General features: G+C 70.1%; 15 protein-coding genes. 11 read left to right on the forward strand and 4 right to left on the reverse strand.

From position 1 onward, the window contains the following. Nucleotides 1–90: 90 nt before the first annotated feature. The 4 genes from aspT to NON00_RS16565 all read right to left on the reverse strand — a co-directional run bounded on the left by aspT (nucleotide 91) and on the right by NON00_RS16565 (nucleotide 5,793). Nucleotides 91–1,770, reverse strand: a complete 1,680-nt coding sequence (aspT, locus tag NON00_RS16550; protein WP_256023184.1) for an aspartate-alanine antiporter — start codon at nucleotides 1,768–1,770, stop codon at nucleotides 91–93. Nucleotides 1,771–1,854: 84 nt separating this feature from the next. Beyond that, entirely contained in the window at nucleotides 1,855–3,504 is a 1,650-nt protein-coding gene (locus NON00_RS16555; protein ID WP_256023186.1) for an NAD-dependent malic enzyme, read from the reverse strand. A 247-nt stretch (nucleotides 3,505–3,751) separates the two neighbouring features. Beyond that, a complete protein-coding gene (locus NON00_RS16560) occupies nucleotides 3,752–5,131 on the reverse strand; it encodes a sensor histidine kinase (protein ID WP_256023188.1) in 1,380 nt (459 codons plus the stop codon). Further along, on the reverse strand, nucleotides 5,128–5,793 hold the full coding sequence (locus NON00_RS16565) for a response regulator transcription factor (RefSeq protein WP_256023190.1): 666 nt from the start codon (nucleotides 5,791–5,793) through the stop codon (nucleotides 5,128–5,130). Before NON00_RS16565 ends, NON00_RS16560 begins: the two co-directional genes overlap by 4 nt. A gap of 129 nt (nucleotides 5,794–5,922) precedes the next feature. Here NON00_RS16565 and NON00_RS16570 point away from each other — a divergent pair, with 129 nt between their 5' ends. From NON00_RS16570 to NON00_RS16620, 11 genes are all read left to right on the forward strand, one after another. After that, nucleotides 5,923–6,696, forward strand: coding sequence for an ABC transporter ATP-binding protein (locus NON00_RS16570; protein WP_256023192.1), 774 nt, complete (start codon nucleotides 5,923–5,925; stop codon nucleotides 6,694–6,696). Nucleotides 6,697–6,709: 13 nt separating this feature from the next. Continuing rightward, entirely contained in the window at nucleotides 6,710–7,591 is an 882-nt protein-coding gene (locus tag NON00_RS16575; protein ID WP_256023195.1) for an ABC transporter permease, read from the forward strand. Nucleotides 7,592–7,646: 55 nt separating this feature from the next. Then, nucleotides 7,647–8,672, forward strand: coding sequence for an ABC transporter substrate-binding protein (locus NON00_RS16580; protein ID WP_256023197.1), 1,026 nt, complete (start codon nucleotides 7,647–7,649; stop codon nucleotides 8,670–8,672). Nucleotides 8,673–8,802: 130 nt separating this feature from the next. Then, nucleotides 8,803–9,384: an ANTAR domain-containing response regulator gene (locus NON00_RS16585; protein ID WP_256023200.1), complete on the forward strand. Its 582-nt coding sequence runs from the start codon at nucleotides 8,803–8,805 to the stop codon at nucleotides 9,382–9,384. 218 nt (nucleotides 9,385–9,602) lie between these two features. Further along, complete coding sequence (locus tag NON00_RS16590) at nucleotides 9,603–10,703, forward strand: CmpA/NrtA family ABC transporter substrate-binding protein (RefSeq protein ID WP_256023203.1); 1,101 nt, start codon at nucleotides 9,603–9,605, stop codon at nucleotides 10,701–10,703. Then, on the forward strand, nucleotides 10,700–11,965 hold the full coding sequence (locus NON00_RS16595; protein ID WP_256023205.1) for a CmpA/NrtA family ABC transporter substrate-binding protein: 1,266 nt from the start codon (nucleotides 10,700–10,702) through the stop codon (nucleotides 11,963–11,965). The genes NON00_RS16590 and NON00_RS16595 overlap by 4 nt, the downstream gene beginning before the upstream one ends. Nucleotides 11,966–11,969: 4 nt before the next feature. Further along, nucleotides 11,970–12,830 carry a nitrate ABC transporter permease gene (ntrB, locus tag NON00_RS16600; protein ID WP_256023208.1) on the forward strand — a complete coding sequence of 287 codons (861 nt, stop codon included), beginning with the start codon at nucleotides 11,970–11,972 and terminating at the stop codon, nucleotides 12,828–12,830. Between the two features lie 13 nt (nucleotides 12,831–12,843). Then, a complete protein-coding gene (locus tag NON00_RS16605) occupies nucleotides 12,844–13,638 on the forward strand; it encodes an ABC transporter ATP-binding protein (protein WP_256023211.1) in 795 nt (264 codons plus the stop codon). 43 nt (nucleotides 13,639–13,681) lie between these two features. Continuing rightward, nucleotides 13,682–16,156, forward strand: coding sequence for a nitrite reductase large subunit NirB (nirB, locus tag NON00_RS16610; RefSeq protein ID WP_256023213.1), 2,475 nt, complete (start codon nucleotides 13,682–13,684; stop codon nucleotides 16,154–16,156). 5 nt (nucleotides 16,157–16,161) lie between these two features. Continuing rightward, nucleotides 16,162–16,494 carry a nitrite reductase small subunit NirD gene (gene nirD, locus NON00_RS16615; protein ID WP_256023214.1) on the forward strand — a complete coding sequence of 111 codons (333 nt, stop codon included), beginning with the start codon at nucleotides 16,162–16,164 and terminating at the stop codon, nucleotides 16,492–16,494. Between the two features lie 8 nt (nucleotides 16,495–16,502). Next, on the forward strand, nucleotides 16,503–18,902 hold a 2,400-nt coding region (locus NON00_RS16620; protein ID WP_256023215.1), incomplete at its 3' end, for a molybdopterin oxidoreductase family protein.

Consider the following 18,902-nt stretch of genomic DNA (forward strand, 5'->3'; position numbering starts at 1 on the left):
GCCCGGCCCCCCGCCCCCCCCGCCCCCCCCCCCCCCCCCCCCCCCCCTCCGCCGTGGAGGCCCTGGATCAGGGCCTCGAAACCGGCCGGGTCAGAAGACATTGACCAGGACGATCGTCAGCAGGGCCATCACCACGCGGGAGGTGGCGTAGCCGATGGTGTAGCCCAGCACGGGAACCTTGCTGCGCGAGGCTTCCTGGAGCGCGCCCAGGGCGGCGGTGGTGGAGCGCGCCCCGGCCGTGGCGCCGAGCAGGATGCCCGGGTGGAACTTGAAGACATAGCGGCCGAGGGCGAGGCCGACGAAGAGCGGCACCATGGTGACGACGGTGCCGGCCAGGAAGAGGGTCAGGCCGTATTGCTGGAGGCCGCCGATGAAGCCCGGCGCGGCGTTCAGGCCGATCACCGCGATGAAGCCGTTCAGCCCCACATTGTTGAAGACCCAGAGGGCGGGGCCGGGGATGCGGCCGAAGGTGCGCATGATGGAGCGCATGTAGCCGCAGACGATGCCGGCCACGATGGCGCCGACCGAGGTGCCGAAGCTGAGCGGGATGCCCGCCACATGGATGGTGATGGCGCCGAGCAGGCTGCCGATGACGATGCCGAAGCTCATGAAGGCCATGTCGGACTTCTCGAGCGGGCGGTCGGCATAGCCGAGCAGGCGGGCGACCTTGGCGACATCGGCCTTGGCGCCGAGGATGGTCAGCACGTCGCCGCGCTGGATCTTGATGTGATCCTCGAGCGGCATGGCGACATCGGCGCGGGTGAACTTGCAGAGGAAGACGCCGCGGCCGGGCTTGCCGAAGACCTCGCGCAGGATGCTGCCCAGGGTCTTGTCCGCATAGTCGCGGTTGGTGACGACGAGATCCAGCTTCTCGGTGGAGAAGTCGAGCATCTCGACATCGCTGACCTCGTCACCGATGCGGGCGCCGATATCGACCAGGGTTTCCAGGTTGCTGGAGACGGCGATGATGGCGTTGGCGGGGAGGATGGTGTCCTTCTCGCACTCGACGATGCGGTTGCCCTGGCGCAGGCGGCGGACGAAGACGAGCTGGTTGAAGCTGTGCTCCACCTCGCCCACGCTGCGGCCGAAGAAGTCCGGGTTGGTCAGGCGATAGGCGCGGGCATAGAACTCGTGATAGGCGGTGGTGGTGGCGTTCTCGCCCGGCGTGCCGTGCTTCTTCTCATACTCGCGGCAGGATTCGGCCAGGTCGATGCCGAAGAGCTTCGGCGCGAGGGTGGCGAGGATCCAGGCCGAGCCGGCGGTGCCAAAGGGGTAGGTCACCGCATAGGCCACCGGCATCAGCGCCAGCGCGGCCTTGGTCGCGGCGGGGTCCATGCCCATCTGCGAGATCATGTCGTTGGCGACGCCGAGCACGGTGGAATTGGTGTAGCCGCCCGAGAGCAGCCCGGCCGTGAGGGCGCCGTTATAGCCGAGCATCTTGCCGAGCAGGATGGCGGTGCCGAGGCCGCTCAGGCAGATGATGACCGAGAAGACCACCTGCGGCATGCCATCGCTGCGCAGCGCCCGGATGAACTGCGGCCCCACCGCGTAGCCCACCGAGAAGAGGAACATCGCGAAGAAGGTCGATTGCAGGATGCCGGGAATGGCGATGTGGAGCTGCCCGATGGCGAGCCCCGCGAGCAGCGTGCAGGTCACGGTGCCCAGGTTGAATTTCCCCATATTGATGCTTCCCACCCAGAAGCCGACGGCGATCGTCAGGTAGATCGCGATCTCGGGGTATTTCTGCAGGGTGGCGACGACGGCGCTCATGACGCTTCTTTCACCGATGCGGTGGATGGGCCGGCGCGATGGCCGGCCCAGTCACCTTGTCCACTCAGGGTCTGCGCCGCGGGATCAGTATTGCGGCTTGTAGAGCTGCGCCTCGATCCAGGCGCGGATGTCACGCGGGCGCTCGGCCTGGGCGAGCCCGGCGTCGAACATGTATTCGACGATGCGGGTCGCCGTGGTCACCTCGGTTTCCAGGATCTGGTCCTGGCTCGGGTAGAGCATGCCCTTGGCGCGCAGCGTGGGGCCGACCTGGTCGGCGGTCGCGTGGGCGGCGACGATGAAGCACTCATCCGTCAGCCGCGTCGGGCGCGCCACATAGGTGGCGAGGCCGATGGCCGGGTAGATGTAGAAGTTGTTCGCCTGGCCGGGGCGATAGGTCTTGCCGTTCAGCTGCACATCCGGGAACTGCACGCCGGCGGCGAAGAGGGCCTTGCCGTTGGACCAGGTATAGGCCTGTTCCGCCGTGCACTCGGCCTTGTGCGTCGGGTTGGAGAGGGCGAAGATCACCGGCCGCTCGTTGAAGCGGCACATGGCCTCGATCACCTCCTTGTTGAAGGCGCCGGCCCTGGTGCTGACGCCAACCAGGATGGTGGGCCTGAAGGCGTTCAGCGCCTTGAGGAAATCCTGCATCGGCGGCAGGTTCTGGGCATAGACCTTCTGCGCTTCCGTCAGATCGAAGCGCGAGGGCTCGATCAGGCCGTTGATGTCGAACATGGCGATGCGCGAGCGCGCCTCGTCGAGGCTCAGGCCCTTGGTCTGCATCTCGGCGCAGATCAGCTTGGCGATGCCGATACCGGCCGAGCCGGCGCCGAGGAACATGATGCGCTGATCCGCGAGCCGGCCGCCGGTGGAGAGCAGCGCGCTGGCGATGCCGGCCAGCGCGACGGAGGCCGTGCCCTGGATGTCGTCATTGTAGCAGAGGATGCGGTCGCGGTAGCGGTCTAGCATGCGGATCGCATCCGTGCCTTTCCAGTCCTCGAAATGCACGCAGCAATTCGGGAAGACCTCCATGACGGCCTGGATGAATTCCTCGGTCAGTTCATCCAGCTCCGCCTCGGAGACGGGCGGCTCGCGCGTGCCGAGATAGAAGGGATCGGCGCGCAGGCTTTCATTGGTGGTGCCGATATCGAAGAGCACGGGCAGCAGGCACTGCGGCGGCACGGCGGCGCAGGCGGTGTAGAGCTGCAGCTTGCCGATGGGAATGCCCATGCCATTGGCGCCGATATCGCCGAGGCCCAGGATCCGGCCGCCGGTGGAGACGCAGATGAAGCGGACATCCTTCTCCGGCCAGTTGCGCAGCACCTCGGCCATGCGCCCCTTCATGTGGCGCGAGATGTACATGCCGCGCGCGCGGCGGTAGATGTTGCCGAAGGTCTCGCAGGCATCGGCCACGGTCGGGTCATAGAGGATGGGGATGAAGCGCTTCGGGTCGGACATGATGGTCTTGTAGAAGACCGTCTCGTTGCGATCCTCGAGGCCGATCAGATAGATGTAGCGCTCCAGGTCATCATTCTTCTCGTCGAGATGGGCGAGCACACGCTCCACCTGGCGGTCGAGCGATTCCACGGCCTGTGGCAGCAGCCCTTCCAGGCCGAGGCGGCGGCGCTCCTCATGGGTGAAGGCGGTGCCGCGGTTGCGGCCGGGGTGGTGCAGCAGGGCGGCGCCCTGCACGGCATCTTCGTGGTCGCGGCCGGAGGCGATGTAGGAGTCAGGCATGGTCTTGATCCCCAAGGGATACGGTTCTGGAGAAGCGGCGGACGGTGTTTCCGCATCGCCTGCGTCGCTTCCGCCCTTCTTAGGGCAAGGCCCGTGCCAGCTTTTTCTTTCAGTTCTTCTCTCTGATTTTAAAGGGATTTTCTGAAGTCATCCGGCGCCGCGCGGACGGAATCCCGACCCCGCACGGCAAGGCGCGTTCGGGCCACCGAACGGCCCGCGCCGCGCCGGGAAAAATCCGAAAAAAAATTCAGGGGCGGCGCGGCAGGGTCATCAGCACGGCGAAGCCATCGCGGCTGTCGCTGCGGAATTGCAGCATGCCGCCATGCGCGCGCAGCACCGCATCGGCGATGGCCAGGCCCAGCCCGGCGCCCGGCTGGCCATGCGGGCGCTGGTGGAACGGCTCCCGCACGCGCGCCCACAGGGCGGGCGGAATGCCGGGGCCGTCATCGACCACCTCCACCACCACCGCCTCCGCCTGCTCCAGGATACGCAGGTCCAGCCGCGTCGGCGCGCCATGCCGCAGCGCGTTGTTCAGCAGGTTCAGCAGCGCCTCGCGCAGGCTGACGGCATCGCCCTGCACCATCACCGGATGCTCCGGCGCGTCGAAGGCCAGGGCGGGCTCGCTGCGCGCCCAGGCGGGCGCGTTCATCGCGATGTCCAGCATGGCGCGGCGGGCGAGTTCCACCACATCCACCGGCTCCAGCGCCACCACCTCGGAACGGTGCGTCACCATCGCATGGTTGAACAACTGCCCGACCAGACGGCCCAGCTCCGCCGTGCGGGTGGCGATGCGCTGCAACTGCGACACGCGCCGCGCCGGGTCCTGCTCCACCTGCAGCAGATCCACCTGGGAGGCGAGCCCGGCCAGCGGCGTGCGCAGCTGGTGCGCCGCATCGCCGATCATCCGCTGCATCATGCCGATGCGGTGGTCCAGCCGCGCCATGAAACTGTTGATCGCGCCGACCAGGCCGGCGATCTCCGGCGGCACCTCCATTCGCAACGGCGTCAGGTCGCGCGGGTCGCGCTCGCGCAGCGAGGCCTGCACACGCTCCAGCGGCGCCAGCACGCGCTTCGTCGCCAGCAGCGTGACGATCAGCGCGATGGCATTCAGCGCCAGCACCGCCAGGATCGCCTTGCCAGCGATATCCCGCGCCAGCGCCGTGCGGCCATGCAGGGTCTGCGCGACCGCGATCACCGCCCAACCCTCGCCGATCTGCCGCGTCGTCACCGCCACGCGCACCGGCTCGCCCTGCCACTGGTCATCGAGCAGCAGCCAGCCACGCTGGCGCAGCAGCGTGCGCTGCGCCGGCTCCTCCACCCCCGTGCGCAGCGCCGGGCTGCCGGCCACCACCACCCCACGCGGGTCCACCACCTTGTAGACCACGCGGTCCGTCAGGGAGAGCACGGAGAGCACGGAGACAGGCGGCTCCACCGTGACCATCACCCCCTGCAGATAGGTGTTCTCGGCGATCTGCGCGGCACTGGCCCGCAGCAGCGTGTCATAGGCGCCGGCCGCGGTGAGCTGCGCGTAGTACCAGCCCGCGGCGGAGAAACAGGCGCTGACGCCCCCCAGCATCACCACCAGCAGCAGCGCCACCCGCGCATGCAGGGAACGGATCGGCGTCATCGCAGCACGAGCTGGTAGCCAAGCCCGCGCAGGGTGCGGATCTCCGCGCGGGAGGCCGCGATCTTGCGGCGCAGCCGCGCCACATACTGCTCCACCGCATTGCTGCCGGCCTCGCTGTCGAGGCCGAAAAGGCGCTCGGCGATCTGGCCCTTGTCGACCACGCGGCCCACGCGCGTCGCCAGGATTTCCAGCAGCGCCAGCTCGCGCCGCGTCAGCTCCACGGGCTGCCCGGCCAGCATCACCAGACGGCCCGCGAGGTCGATGGTGATGTCGCCACAGCGCAGCTCATTCGTCGCGCTGCCGCCCTGGCGCCGCAGCAGCGCGCGCACCCGCGCCTCCATCTCCAGGAAGTCGAAGGGCTTCACCAGATAATCATCCGCGCCGAGATCCAGCGCGCCGACACGGTCATTGACGCTGGAGCGCGCCGTCAGCATCAGCACCGGCGTCGCCTGGCCCTGCTCGCGCAGGTGCCGCAGCAGGCGCAGCCCATCCGGCGGCGGCAGCATCACATCCAGAATGAACAGGTCATAGGGCTGCACCGCGATGCGCGCCAGCGCGCCCTCCCCATCCCGCTCCCATTCCACCGCATGCCCCATGCGCTGGAGCCGCGCCACGATCCCCTCACCGACATCGGCGGTGTCCTCGACCAACAAGATCCGCATCATCCATTCCTGCTGCGGTGCAGCATCGATTTCTTCCGTGACTGTCAGTTTGGCAACAGGTTCAGGTGATAGCCAGGGCCGGAAGCGGGACGACAGCGCCCGCGCAACTCTGGGAAGAAAGGTCCGGCCATGGCAGACGCCACCCCCGGCACGCCCGCGCCGCTGCTCTCGGTCGAAGGCGTGACGCTGCAATACAAAACGCACGACGCCGTCGTCACCGCGACCCACCGCGTCGGCTTCGATGTCTATCCCTCGGACCGCTACATCCTCCTCGGCCCCTCCGGCTGCGGCAAGTCGACGCTGCTCAAGGCGATCGGCGGCTACCTCGCCCCCTCCGAGGGCGAGATCCGCCTGAAGGGCCGCGCCGTGCATGGGCCGGGGCCAGACCGCATGATGGTCTTCCAGGAATTCGACCAGCTCCTGCCCTGGAAAACCGTGCGGGAGAACGTGATGTTCGCCCTCAACGCCAGCGGCCGCGCCAGGGGCGCCGAGGCGCGCGACCGCGCGGACAGCTACATCGAGAAGGTCGGGCTGAAGAAATTCGCCGACAGCTACCCGCACATGCTCTCCGGCGGCATGAAGCAGCGCGTCGCCATCGCCCGCGGCATGGCCATGGAACCCGATGTGCTGCTGATGGACGAGCCCTTCGCCGCGCTCGACGCCCTCACCCGCCGCCGCATGCAGGAAGAACTGCTGCGCCTGTGGGAGGATACGCGATTCACCGTTCTCTTCGTCACCCACTCGATCGAGGAGGCGATCCGCGTCGGCACGCGCATCCTGCTGCTCTCCCCGCATCCGGGGCAGGTGAAGGCGGAGCTGAACTCCATCCCGCCCGCCCTCCAGGGCACCGGCGCCGCCGCGGCGCTGGAAGCGCGTATCAACGACATGCTCTTCGTGCATTGAGAGGCGGCCTATCATGAGCATCACCGCTGACGACAACAGCCTCTTCGCCCGCCCCGAGATCATCCGCGAGCCCTCGCGCAGCGGCATCGGCGAGGTCAACAAGCCGATCTCCGCCTGGGAAGCCGTCTACCGCATCGGCGCACTGCGCAAGGCGCTGATCCTGCTGGTGCTCGCCGTCATCTGGGAAGCTTATGGCCGCTGGCTCGACAACCCGCTTCTCTTTCCGCCCTTCTCGGCCACCGTGCAGGCGCTGTTCGAGAATATCGCCAACGGCATCATCCCGGCGCGCACGCTGATCTCGCTGCGCACCCTCGTCATCGGCTACGGCATCGGCATCCTCCTCGCCGCGCTGCTCACCACCCTCGCCATCGGCTCCCGCATCGGCACCGACCTGCTGGAGACACTGACCTCCATGTTCAACCCGCTGCCGGCCATCGCCCTGCTGCCGCTGGCGCTGATCTGGTTCGGCCTCGGCTCGGGCAGCGTGATCTTTGTCCTCGTCCACTCCGTGCTCTGGGCGATTGCGCTGAACACCCATGGCGGCTTCCGCTCCGTCTCGCGCACGCTGCGCATGGTCGGGCAGAATTACGGCCTCGGCGGGCTGCGCCTCGTGCGCGATATCCTCATCCCCGCCGCCTTCCCCTCCATCCTCACCGGCCTGAAGGTCGGCTGGGCCTTCGCCTGGCGCACCCTGATCGCGGCGGAACTGGTCTTCGGCGTCTCCTCCGGCGGCGGCGGCCTGGGCTGGTTCATCTTCGAGAACCGCAACCAGCTCGAGACCGCCAACGTCTTCGCCGGCCTCTTCTTCGTCATCCTCATCGGCCTCTTCGTGGAAAGCGTGATCTTCGCCAATATCGAGAAGCGCACCATCCGCCGCTGGGGCATGCAGCACTGAGCCGGCCATACGCCCGGGGCCCTCTCCTCACGACAACAAGAATGGGAAGCGTTCAATGAAGCGTCGCGATGTTCTCACCCGGGGGGCCGCCCTCGCGGCCGCCCTGGCCACCCCCGCCCTGCTCGCCCGCCCCGCCTACGCCGAGGCCAGCCGCGTCCGCCTCTCGCATGGCTATGGCATCCTCTATTTGCCGCTGATCGTCATGCGCGATCAGAAATTGCTGGAGAAGCAGGCGGAGAAGGCCGGCCTCGGCGCCATCGATGTCTCCTGGCAGATGCTCGATGGCGGCAACGTCATCAACGATGCCATGCTCGCCGGCTCGCTCGACATCGCCGGCACCGGCGCGCCGGGCTTCATGACGCTGTGGTCGCGCGCCCGCGGCATCCCGCGCTCGGAGATCATCGGCGTCTCGGGCATGAGCACCTGCGCCCTGGTGCTCAACACCAACCGCCCGCATATCCGCGCCCTGGCGGATTTCACGCCCGCCGACAAGATCGCGCTGCCCGGCATCAAGACCTCGCTCGCCGCCGTCGTGCTGCAGATGCTGGTGGCGAAGCAGTTCGGGCAGGCCAACTATGCCAGACTCGATCCGATGACGGTCGGGCTGCCGCACCCGGAAGCCTATGCCTCTCTGATGAGCGGCAAGACCGAGATCGCCGCGCATTTCGCCTCGCCGCCCTATTCCGCGCGGGAACTGGCCGATTCGCGCATTCATAAGGTCATCGCGGCCAGCGAGGTCCTGGGCGATTCCACGCTGGATGTCGTCTTCGCGCCGAAGCAGTTCGTCAATGCCAATCCGGGCATCATGGGCGCCTTCCTCGCCGCCATGGACGAGGCCAATGCCCTCATCACCGGCGATCGCGCGAAGGCGGCGGAAATCTTCAACCGCGTCTCGCCCTCCGGCAGCAGCCAGGAAGATGTCATGGCCATGCTGGCGGAGCCGGACACGCATTTCGACACCACGCCGCACGGGCTGATGCAATACGCCAACTTCATGGGCGCCGTCGGCACCATCCGCAGCAAGCCGGCCACCTGGCAGGATCTCTTCATGCCGGCCCTGCACAACCGCGCCGGCTCCTGAGCCGTGCCCCTCCGGGAGGGCGCCGCCCTCCCGGACCCTCCCGCCGGGGTGGCGAGGCCACCCCGGACCCCGCTCTCAGAAAAATGGCCCGGAACTTGCTGCTACCGCATCAGGCGCGGCAAGGGATGCGATGCTCAGGGTCCTTCTGGTGGATAGCGACGAACAGCGGGCCGGCGCCGTCAGGGCCATGCTGGAGGCGCAGGGCTACAAGGTCGTCGGCGTCACAGGGCAGGCGCTGGACCTGACCGCGCAGGTCCGCGCCAGCGCCGCCGATGTCATCGTTTGCGGCCTCGAAGACCCCTCGCGTGACGCCCTCGACAGCATGCGCGCCCTCCACCGCGATGAGCCCCGCCCCGTCGTCCTCTTCGCCGAGCGCGGCGAGCCGGAGCAGATCGAGGCCGCCATCGAGGCCGGGGTGGCCGCCTATATGGTGGAAGGCCTCGCCCCCGCCCGCGTCCGGCCCGTCGTCGAGGTCGCCATCCGCCAGTTCCGCGCCCAGCAGGCCCTGCGCGCCGAATTGCAGCGCACCCAGGCCGAACTCGGCGAACGCAAGATCATCGAGCGCGCCAAGGGCCTCCTGATGCAGCGCCACCATCTCGGCGAGCCCGAAGCCCATGCCACGCTGCGCCGCCTCGCCATGGATCGCGGGCAGAAAATGGCCGAGGCCGCCGCCTGGGTAATTGCTCAAAAAGACGCCAAAAAGCGAATTTAATCAGCAAATATACGCGCGGCGGGTGCGGTTGTGCCATTTTTTGGCGCAAAAAAGGGCTTCCCTTCGCCGCCGGCACCATGGCAAGAAAGCGGCGGACCGGTGCAATGGCGTGCCGGTGCGCCGCGAACCCCCTGGTGATCCCACCAGGATGACCTGACCGGGCGAGCCAATGGCGGTTCGTCTCCCCGTTGCCCCTTTGGGCAACCCGGAGTGCGACCTTGCCTCTTTCCGCCCCCGCCCTTCCTGGTGACGCCCCCCATCTGCGCCTCGGCTATATGCCGTTGACCGATGCGGCGCCGCTGCTGGCGGCGCAGGCGCTGGGGCTTTTCGCCCGGCACGGGCTGCGCGTCAGCCTCAGCCGCGCCGGCGCCTGGGCGGCCCTGCGCGACCGCCTGGCCTTCGGCGCGCTGGATGGCGCGCATCTCCTCTACCCCATGCCCATCGCCGCCGCCCTCGGCCTCGGCCAGCCGGCGCGGGACTGGGTGGTGAGCTGCGGCCTCGGCCGCAATGGCAGTTCCATCGCGCTCTCCGCCAGCATCGCCGCGGCCCTCGCCCCCGTCGCGCCGCCGCTGGAGGCCAGCCGCTTCGCCGCCTTCGCCCGCCGCCGCGCCGCCGGGGGGCGCCCGCTGCGCCTCGCCGTCGTGCATGTGCATTCCACCCACAACTACCTGCTGCGCCACTGGCTCGCCGCCGGCGGGCTGGATGTCGAGGCAGAGGTCCGCATCCTCGTCGTGCCGCCGCCGCTGATGGTGGAGGAACTCCAGGCCGGCCGCATCGATGGCTGTTGCGTGGGCGAGCCCTGGGGCAGCCACGCCGTGCTCAGCGATGCCGCCGTCATCGCCCTCGGCAGCGGCGATGTCTGGCCCGGCCATGGCGAGAAGGTGCTGGGCTTCGCCGGCCCCTTCGCCGCGCGGGAGCGCCCCGCCATGGTGGCGGCGACCGCCGCCATCATCGAGGCGGCGCGCTGGCTGGAGCAGCCGGCCAACCACCTCGCCGCCGCCACGCTGCTGGCCGAGGAAGCCTTCCCCGGCGTCGAGCCCTCCACCATCGGCCATGCCTTCGCCGGGCACCTGCCCACCCCGGGCGGCGGCGTGCTGCCGCTCGCCCACCGCCTCGGCTTCCGCGCCGCCACCTGGCTGGACCCGGCCGAGCCGCGCGCCTGGCTCGGCCATATGCGCCGCTGGGACCACCTGCCCGAAGGGGCCAGCGAGAGCGTCGCCCTCGCCCCCTTCGTCAACACCCTCTGGGCCGAGGCGGCGCGCAGCGTCGCCGAGCCCGCACCGCAACCCGCCATCCTGCCGGAGGGCCCGACGCCGTGACCCAGCCCCTGACCCGCCGCCGCGCCATCGCGGCCACCGCCGCCCTGCTCGCCGCCGCCCGCGCCACGGCCCCGCGCGGCGCCTTCGCGCAGGGCACCACCACGCCCGAGGTGACGAAGGCCACGCTGGGCTACATCGCCCTCACCGATTCCGCGCCGCTGATCATCGCGCGGGAGAAAGGCTTCTTCGCCAAGCACGGCATGCCGGATGTGGAGGTGGTGAAGCAGGCGAGTTGGGGCGCCACGCGGGACAATCTCGTCCTCGGCGGCGCCGCCGGCGGCATCGATGGCGCGCATATCCTGACGCCCATGCCCTACCTGATGCACACCGGGCGCATCACCCAGAACAACCAGCCGGTGCCCATGGCCATCATGGCGCGGCTGAACACCAACGGCCAGGCCATCTCGGTGGCCGCGAAGCATGCCGGTGCCACGCTCGACGCCGCGCCGCTGCGCAAGCTGCTGACGCCGGAGAGCAAGGTCGCCATGACCTTCCGCGGCGGCACGCATGACCTGTGGATCCGCTACTGGCTCGCCGCCGCCGGCATCGACCCGGACAAGGATGTGCAGACCATCGTGGTGCCGCCGCCGCAGATGGTGGCCAACATGAAGGTCGGCACCATGGACGCCTTCTGCGTGGGCGAGCCGTGGAACGACCAGCTGGTGCGCCAGAAGCTCGGCTACAGCGCCGCCCTGACCGGCGAGGTCTGGCGCGACCACCCGGAAAAATCCTTCGCCCTGCGCGGCGATTTCGTCCAGTCCCGCCCGCGCGCGGCGGAGGCGCTGACGGCGGCCGTCATCGAGGCGCAGCGCTGGTGCGACCAGCCCGCCAACAAGGCGGAGATGTGCGAGATCATCGGCCGCCGCGCCTGGTTCAACGTGCCCGTGGTGGACATCCTCAACCGCGCCCAGGGCAACATCGACTATGGCGACGGCCGCAGGGTCGAGAACTCGCCGCTGCTGATGAAATACTGGCGCGACCATGCCAGCTACCCCTTCCGCAGCCATGAGCTGTGGTTCCTGACGGAGGATATCCGCTGGGGCGTGCTGCCGGAGGGGACGGACACGGCGAAGCTGATCGGCGAGGTGAACCAGGAAGCCATCTGGCGCGCCGCCGCCGCCCGTGCCGGCGTGCCCGCCGCCGAAATGCCCGCCGGCACCAGCCGTGGCCGCGAGAGCTTCTTCGATGGCAAGGTCTTCGATCCCGAAAACCCGGCGGCCTATCTCGCCTCCCTCGAAATCAAGAAGATCGTGCGGGGCTGAGCCGGTGAACGCCCTCAGCCGCAAGCCCGAGGCGGCGCCGCGCCTCGCCTCCGCGCCCCTTCCGGCGCTCCCCGCGCCCTCGCGCCTCGCCCCCGTCGCGGCGCGGGTGCTGCCGCCGCTGCTGGTGGTGGCGGCGCTTGGCATCCTCTGGGAATATGCCGCCGGCGGCAGCGGCGCCACCCTGCCGCCGCCGAGCCAGGTCTGGGCCGACAGCCGGGAGCTGATCCTCGACCCCTTCTTCGACCGCGGCGGGCTGGACAAGGGGCTGTTCTGGCACCTCGCCGCCAGCCTGACGCGCGTCTTCGAGGGCTTCTTCCTGTCGGCCATCGCTGGCGTCGCGCTGGGCATGCTGGTGGGCACCTCGCCATTCGCCATGCGCGGCCTGGACCCCATCTTCCAGGTGCTGCGCACCGTGCCGCCGCTGGCTTGGCTGCCGCTCTCCCTCGCCGCCTTCCGCGAGGCGCAGCCCAGCGCCATCTTCGTCATCTTCATCACCGCGATCTGGCCCATCATCATCAACACCGCCGTCGGCGTCCGCAACGTGCCGCAGGACTACCGCAACGTCGCGGCCGTCATCCATCTGCGCGGCCCGGCCTGGTTCTGGCTGGTCGTGCTGCCGGCGGCGGCGCCCTATATCTTCACCGGGCTGCGCATCGGCGTCGGCCTCTCCTGGCTCGCCATCATCGCGGCGGAGATGCTGATCGGCGGCGTCGGCATCGGCTTCTTCGTCTGGGATGCCTGGAACAGCTCCAACCTCTCCGACATCATCGTGGCGCTCTTCTATGTGGGCATCACGGGTTTCGTGCTGGACCGCTGCGTTGCCCTGCTGGGCCGCCTCGCCACCCGCGGCGTCGCCGCGAGCTGAGGAGCACACCGCCATGACCGCCTTCCTCGACATCTCCGGCGTCTCCATCCAGTTTCCCCGCTCCCCCGTGCCGGTGCTGCGCGACGTCACGCTGCGCATCGAGAAGGGAGAATATGTCTCGATCATCGGCCATTCCGGCTGCGGCAAGTCCACGCTGCTCAACATCGTGGCCGGGCTGCTGCCGGCCACCACCGGCGGCGTGGTGCTGGAGGGGCGGGAGATTTCCGGCCCCGGCCCGGACCGCGCCGTGGTCTTCCAGAACCATTCGCTGCTGCCCTGGCTCACCTGCTACGAGAATATCCGGCTGGCGGTGGACCGCACCGTGGGCCGCGGCATGTCGCGCGCAGAGCGCGCCGAATGGACCGAGCACAACCTCGCCCTGGTCCGCATGAGCCATGCCCGCAACAAGCGCCCGGGCGAGATCTCGGGCGGCATGAAGCAGCGCATCGGCATCGCCCGCGCCCTGGCCATGAAGCCCAAGGTTCTTCTGCTGGACGAGCCCTTCGGCGCGCTGGATGCGCTGACCCGCGCCCATCTGCAGGACCAGGTGATGCAGATCCATGCGGAGCTTGGCACCACCATCCTGATGATCACCCATGACGTGGACGAGGCCGTGCTGCTCTCGGACCGCATCGTCATGCTGACCAACGGGCCGAATGCCCAGGTGGGGGAGGTGCTGGCCGTGGACCTGCCGCGCCCGCGCGACCGCATCGCCCTCGCCGCCGATCCGCGTTTCACCGCGCCGCGCGCGGCGGTGCTGGAATTCCTCCACCACCGCCACGCCGCCCCCGCGACGGCCGCCGCCTGAGGCGCGCCACCCCGCAACCCCTCGCCGCAAGGCTCCATTTCCGATGAATGCCCTCCCTCCCCAGCGGCAACGCCTGGTGGTTGTCGGCAACGGCATGGCCGGCATGCGGACGGTCGAGGAAATCCTCGCCCGCGCCCCCGGCCGCTTCGACATCACCGTCTTCGGCGCCGAGCCGCACCCGAACTACAACCGCATCATGCTCTCGCCCCTGCTGGCCGGCGAAAAGAGCTTCGACGACATCATCATCAACAGCCGCGACTGGTACGCGGAACACGGCATCGAACTGATCGCCGGCGAGAAGGTGGTGGCGGTGGACCGCGAGAGCCGCGTGGTCACCGGCGCCTGCGGCACGGCGCGGCGCTATGATGTGCTGCTGCTGGCCACGGGCTCGGACCCTTTCATCATCCCCGTGCCGGGGCATGACCTGCCGGGCGTCGTCACCTTCCGCGACATGGCGGATGTCGAGGCGATGCTGGCCGCCTGCGCGCGCGGCGGCCGCGCCGTGGTGATCGGCGGCGGGCTGCTCGGGCTGGAGGCGGCGAATGGCCTCGCCCGCAACGGCATGGCCACCACCGTGCTGCACCTGATGCCGCATCTGATGGAGCGCCAGCTCGACCCCGTGGCCGCGGCCCTGCTGAAGGCCGATCTGGAGGCGCGCGGCCTCGCCGTGCGGACGGGGGCCGACACCGCCGCCATCCTCGGCGACGGGCACGTCACCGCCGTGCGGCTGAAGGATGGCACGGAACTGCCGGCCGATCTCGTGGTGATGGCGGTGGGCATCCGCCCCAATGCCGCGCTGGGCCGGGCCATCGGCCTCGCCTGCCAGCGCGGCATCGTCGTGGACGACACAATGCGGACGAGCGACCCGGCCATTTTCGCCGTCGGCGAATGCGCCGAGCATCGCGGCGTCTGCCACGGCCTCGTCGCCCCGCTCTGGGACATGGCGAAGGTGGCGGCGGACCATATCGCCGCCGTGGCCGACAGCCTCTATGCCCCCGCCATCACCGGCACGCGGCTGAAGGTGACGGGCATCGAGATGTTCTCCGCCGGCGATTTCTCCGGCGGCGAGGGCTGCGAGGAGGTTGTTTTCCGCGACCCGTCGCGCGGCGTCTATCGCCGCCTCGTGCTGCGGGAGCAAAAACTCTCCGGCGTCGTGCTCTATGGCGATGCCCAGGATGGCGGCTGGTATTTTGACCTGTTGAAGCAGGCGCGGCCGCTCGGCGCGCTGCGCGATGTGGTGATCTTCGGACAGGCCGTCGCCCTGGCCTCCCAGGCGGCGGCGGGCGGGGCGGCGCAGGACCCGAAAGAGGCCCTCGCCGCCCTGCCCGACACGGCGGAAATCTGCGGCTGCAACGGTGTCTGCAAGGGGACGATCCTCTCCGGCATCCGCGAGAAGAGCCTGTCCACGCTGGAAGAAGTCCGGGCGCACACCAAGGCCAGCGCCTCCTGCGGCTCCTGCACGAAGCAGGTGGAGGGGCTGCTGGCCCTGGCCCTCGGCGCCGGCTATGCCGCGCCGGCCGAGAAGGCGATGTGCCGCTGCACCGAGCATGGGCATGACCATGTCCGCCGCGAGATCCTCGCCCGGAAGCTGAAAAAAATGCCGGAGGTGATGCGCGCGCTCGGCTGGAAGACCGCCGATGGCTGCCACCATTGCCGACCCGCCCTGAATTTTTACCTACTCTGCGCCTGGCCCGGGGAATACCAGGACGACGCGCAGTCGCGCTTCGTCAATGAGCGCAACCACGCCAATATCCAGAAGGACGGCACCTATTCCGTGGTGCCGCGCATGTGGGGCGGCGTCACCACCGCCGCCGAGCTGCGCGCCATCGCCGATGTGGTGGACCGCTACGCCATCCCCACGGTGAAGGTGACGGGCGGCCAGCGCATCGACCTGCTCGGCGTGAAGCGCGAGCAGTTGCCGGAGGTCTGGCGCGACCTCAACGCGGCGGGCATGGTCTCCGGCCATGCCTATGCCAAGGGGCTGCGCACGGTGAAGACCTGCGTCGGCTCCGAATGGTGCCGCTTCGGCACGCAGGATTCCACCACCATGGGCATCGCGCTGGAGCGCATGACCTGGGGCTCCTGGCACCCGCACAAGGTGAAGCTCGCCGTCTCCGGCTGCCCGCGCAACTGCGCCGAATCCACCATCAAGGATTTCGGCGTCATCGCCGTGGAGAGCGGCTGGGAACTGCACATCGCCGGCAATGGCGGCATCCATCTGCGCGGCACGGATTTCCTGTGCAAGGTGACGACCCCGGACGAGGTGCTGGAATACTGCGCCGCCTTCCTCCAGCTCTACCGCGAGGAGGCGCGCTATCTCGACCGCACCGCCCCCTGGGTGGAGCGCGTCGGGCTGGACTATGTGAAGCGCCGCATCGTCGAGGATGCCGCCGGCCGCCAGGCCCTGCGCGACCGCTTCCTGTATGCCCAGCGCTTCATGCAGACCGACCCCTGGGCCGAGCGCGTGGCCGATGCCGCCGCCGCCCGCCCCTTCACCAGCCTCGCCGCCGCGGAGTGAGCGCCATGACCGAACGCTGGCTGGAGATTGGCGCCCTGGACGACATCCCGCGCCAGGGCGCGCGGGTGGTGAAGACCGCGCTGGGCGACATCGCCGTCTTCCGTACGCTGGATGACAGGCTTTTCGCCATCGAGGATCGTTGCCCGCACAAGGGCGGCCCGCTCAGCCAGGGCATCGTGCACGGCCATGGCGTGGCCTGCCCGCTGCACAACTGGGTGATCGACCTGACCCAGGGCGAGGCCGTGGCGCCGGACCAGGGCTGCGTCCGCCGCTTCCCCCTGCAACAGCGCGGGGCGCGGCTTTTCCTCGCCCTCCCCCTCGCCCTGGCGGCGGAGTGAGGGCGGCGATGACGCGCAGCACCTGCCCCTATTGCGGCGTCGGCTGCGGCGTCGTCGCGGAAGGCGATGCGGTGCGCGGCGATCCCGCGCACCCCGCCAACCAGGGCCGGCTCTGCGTCAAGGGCGCGGCGCTGGCGGAAACCCTCGGTCCTGCCGGGCGCCTGACCACGCCGATGGTCCAGGGCGCGCCGGTGGGCTGGGATGCGGCGCTGGACCGCATCGCGGCGCGCTTCCGCGCCACCATCGCCGCGCATGGGCCGGACTCCGTCGCCTTCTACGTCTCCGGCCAGTGCCTGACGGAGGATTATTACGTCGCCAATAAACTGATGAAAGGCTTCATCGGCAGCGCCAATATCGACACCAATTCGCGCCTCTGCATGGCCTCCTCCGTCGCCGGCCATGTGCGCGCCTTTGGCGAGGATGTCGTCCCCGGCCTCTATGCCGATCTGGAGGAGGCCGATCTCGTCCTGCTGGTCGGCAGCAACCTCGCCTGGTGCCACCCGGTGCTGCACCAGCGCCTGCGCGCGGCGCGGGCGGCGCGCGGCACCCGCGTCATCCTCATCGACCCCCGCCGCACCGCCAGCGCGGAGGAGGCCGATCTCCACCTCCCCCTCGCCCCCGGCAGCGATGTCGCGCTGTTCAACGGGCTGCTCGCTTATCTCGCCGAATGCGGCGCCCTCGACACCGCCTGGGCCGCCGCCCATCTCTCCGGGCTGGAGGAGGCCCTGGCCGCCGCCCGGGCCGAGGCGCCCGACGTGCCCCGCCTCACCGAGCTGCACCCCGCCGCCCTGGCCGAATTCTACGCCGCCTTCGCCGCCACGCCGCGCGTCGTCACCCTCTATTCCCAGGGCGTGAACCAATCCGCGGCGGGGACGGACAAGGTCAACGCCATCCTCAACTGCCACCTGGCCACCGGGCGCATCGGCCGCCCCGGCGCCGGGCCCTTCAGCCTCACCGGCCAGCCCAACGCCATGGGCGGGCGCGAGGTGGGCGGGCTGGCCAACCAGCTCGCCGCCCATCTGCGCTTCGACCGCGCGGAGGATCTCGCCCTGCTGCGCGGCTTCTGGGGCGCGCCCAACCTCGCCACCCGCCCCGGCCTCAAGGCCATCGATCTGTTCGAGGCGGTGCGCGAGGGGCGGGTGAAGGCGCTCTGGGTCATCGCCACCAACCCCGCCGCCAGCCTGCCGCGCAACGACCGGGTGCGCGAGGCCCTGGCCGCCTGCCCCTTCCTCGTCGTCTCCGATGGCTGGGCGAACGAGACCACCGCCTTCGCCGATACCCTCCTCCCCGCCGCCCTCTGGGGCGAGCGCGACGGCACGGTGACCAATTCGGAGCGCGTCATCTCCCGCCAGCGCCCCTTCCGCGCCCCCCCCGGCGCGGCGCGGCCGGACTGGTGGGCGCTGGCCGAGGTCGGCCGGCGCATGGGCTGGCCCGAGGCCTTCGCCTGGACCCACCCGGCCGAGATCTTCGCCGAGCACGCCGCCCTCTCCGGCCATGGCAATGACGGGGCGCGGGTGTTTGATATTTCCGCCCATGCCGGCATCGGCCGCGCCGCCTATGACGCGCTGGAGCCCTTCCGCTGGCCCGCCCGGCCCGGGCAGAAGGAGCCGGCCGGGCGGCTTTTCGCGGCCGGCGGCTTCCCCACGCCGGATGGCCGCGCCCGCTGCCTGCCGCTGCGCCACCGCGCCCCGGCCGAGCCGGCCAGCCGCACCCGCCCGCTGCTGCTCAACACCGGGCGGCTGCGCGACCAGTGGCACAGCATGACCCGCACCGGCCGCGTCCCCCGCCTGATGCGCCACGCCCCCGAGCCACTCGCCGCCTTCCACCCCGCCGATGCGGCACGGCTCGGCCTCGTGGAGGGCGGCCTCGCCCGCCTCGCCAGCGCGCAGGGGGAGCAGGTGACGCGCGTCACCCTCGATGCCGGGCTGCGCCCCGGCGAGGTCTTCGTGCCGATGCACTGGACGGACAGCTTCACCTCCGCCGGCCCCGTGGCGCGGCTGGTGGGCGCGGCCACCGACCCCGTCTCCGGCCAGCCGGAGATGAAGGCCACCCCCCTCTCCGCCACCCCCCTGCCGGTGCTGTGGCGCGGCCTGCTGCTGCACCGCGCGCCCCCGGAAGCCCCCCCGGAATCTCCCTTGGCCCAGCCCGGCCTGCACTGGTCCCGCCTGCCGCTGGAACAGGGCCAGGCCCTCGACCTCGCCGGCTGGCAGGCCATGCCGGAAGGCGCGGCGCTGGAGGCCCTGGCCACCGCCCTGCTCGGCCCCACCCCCGCGGAGACCGAGCGGCTGGAACTGCGCGACCCGGCGCGCGGCCTCGCCCGCTACGCCCTGCTGCGGGAGGGGCGGCTGGAGGCGGCCCTCTTCCTCGCCCGCGCCCCCGCCGCCCTGCCGGCGCGGGAGGCCCTGGCC

It is taken from the genome of Roseomonas sp. GC11 (assembly GCF_024437745.1).
In the GTDB taxonomy this organism is placed as follows: domain Bacteria; phylum Pseudomonadota; class Alphaproteobacteria; order Acetobacterales; family Acetobacteraceae; genus Pseudoroseomonas.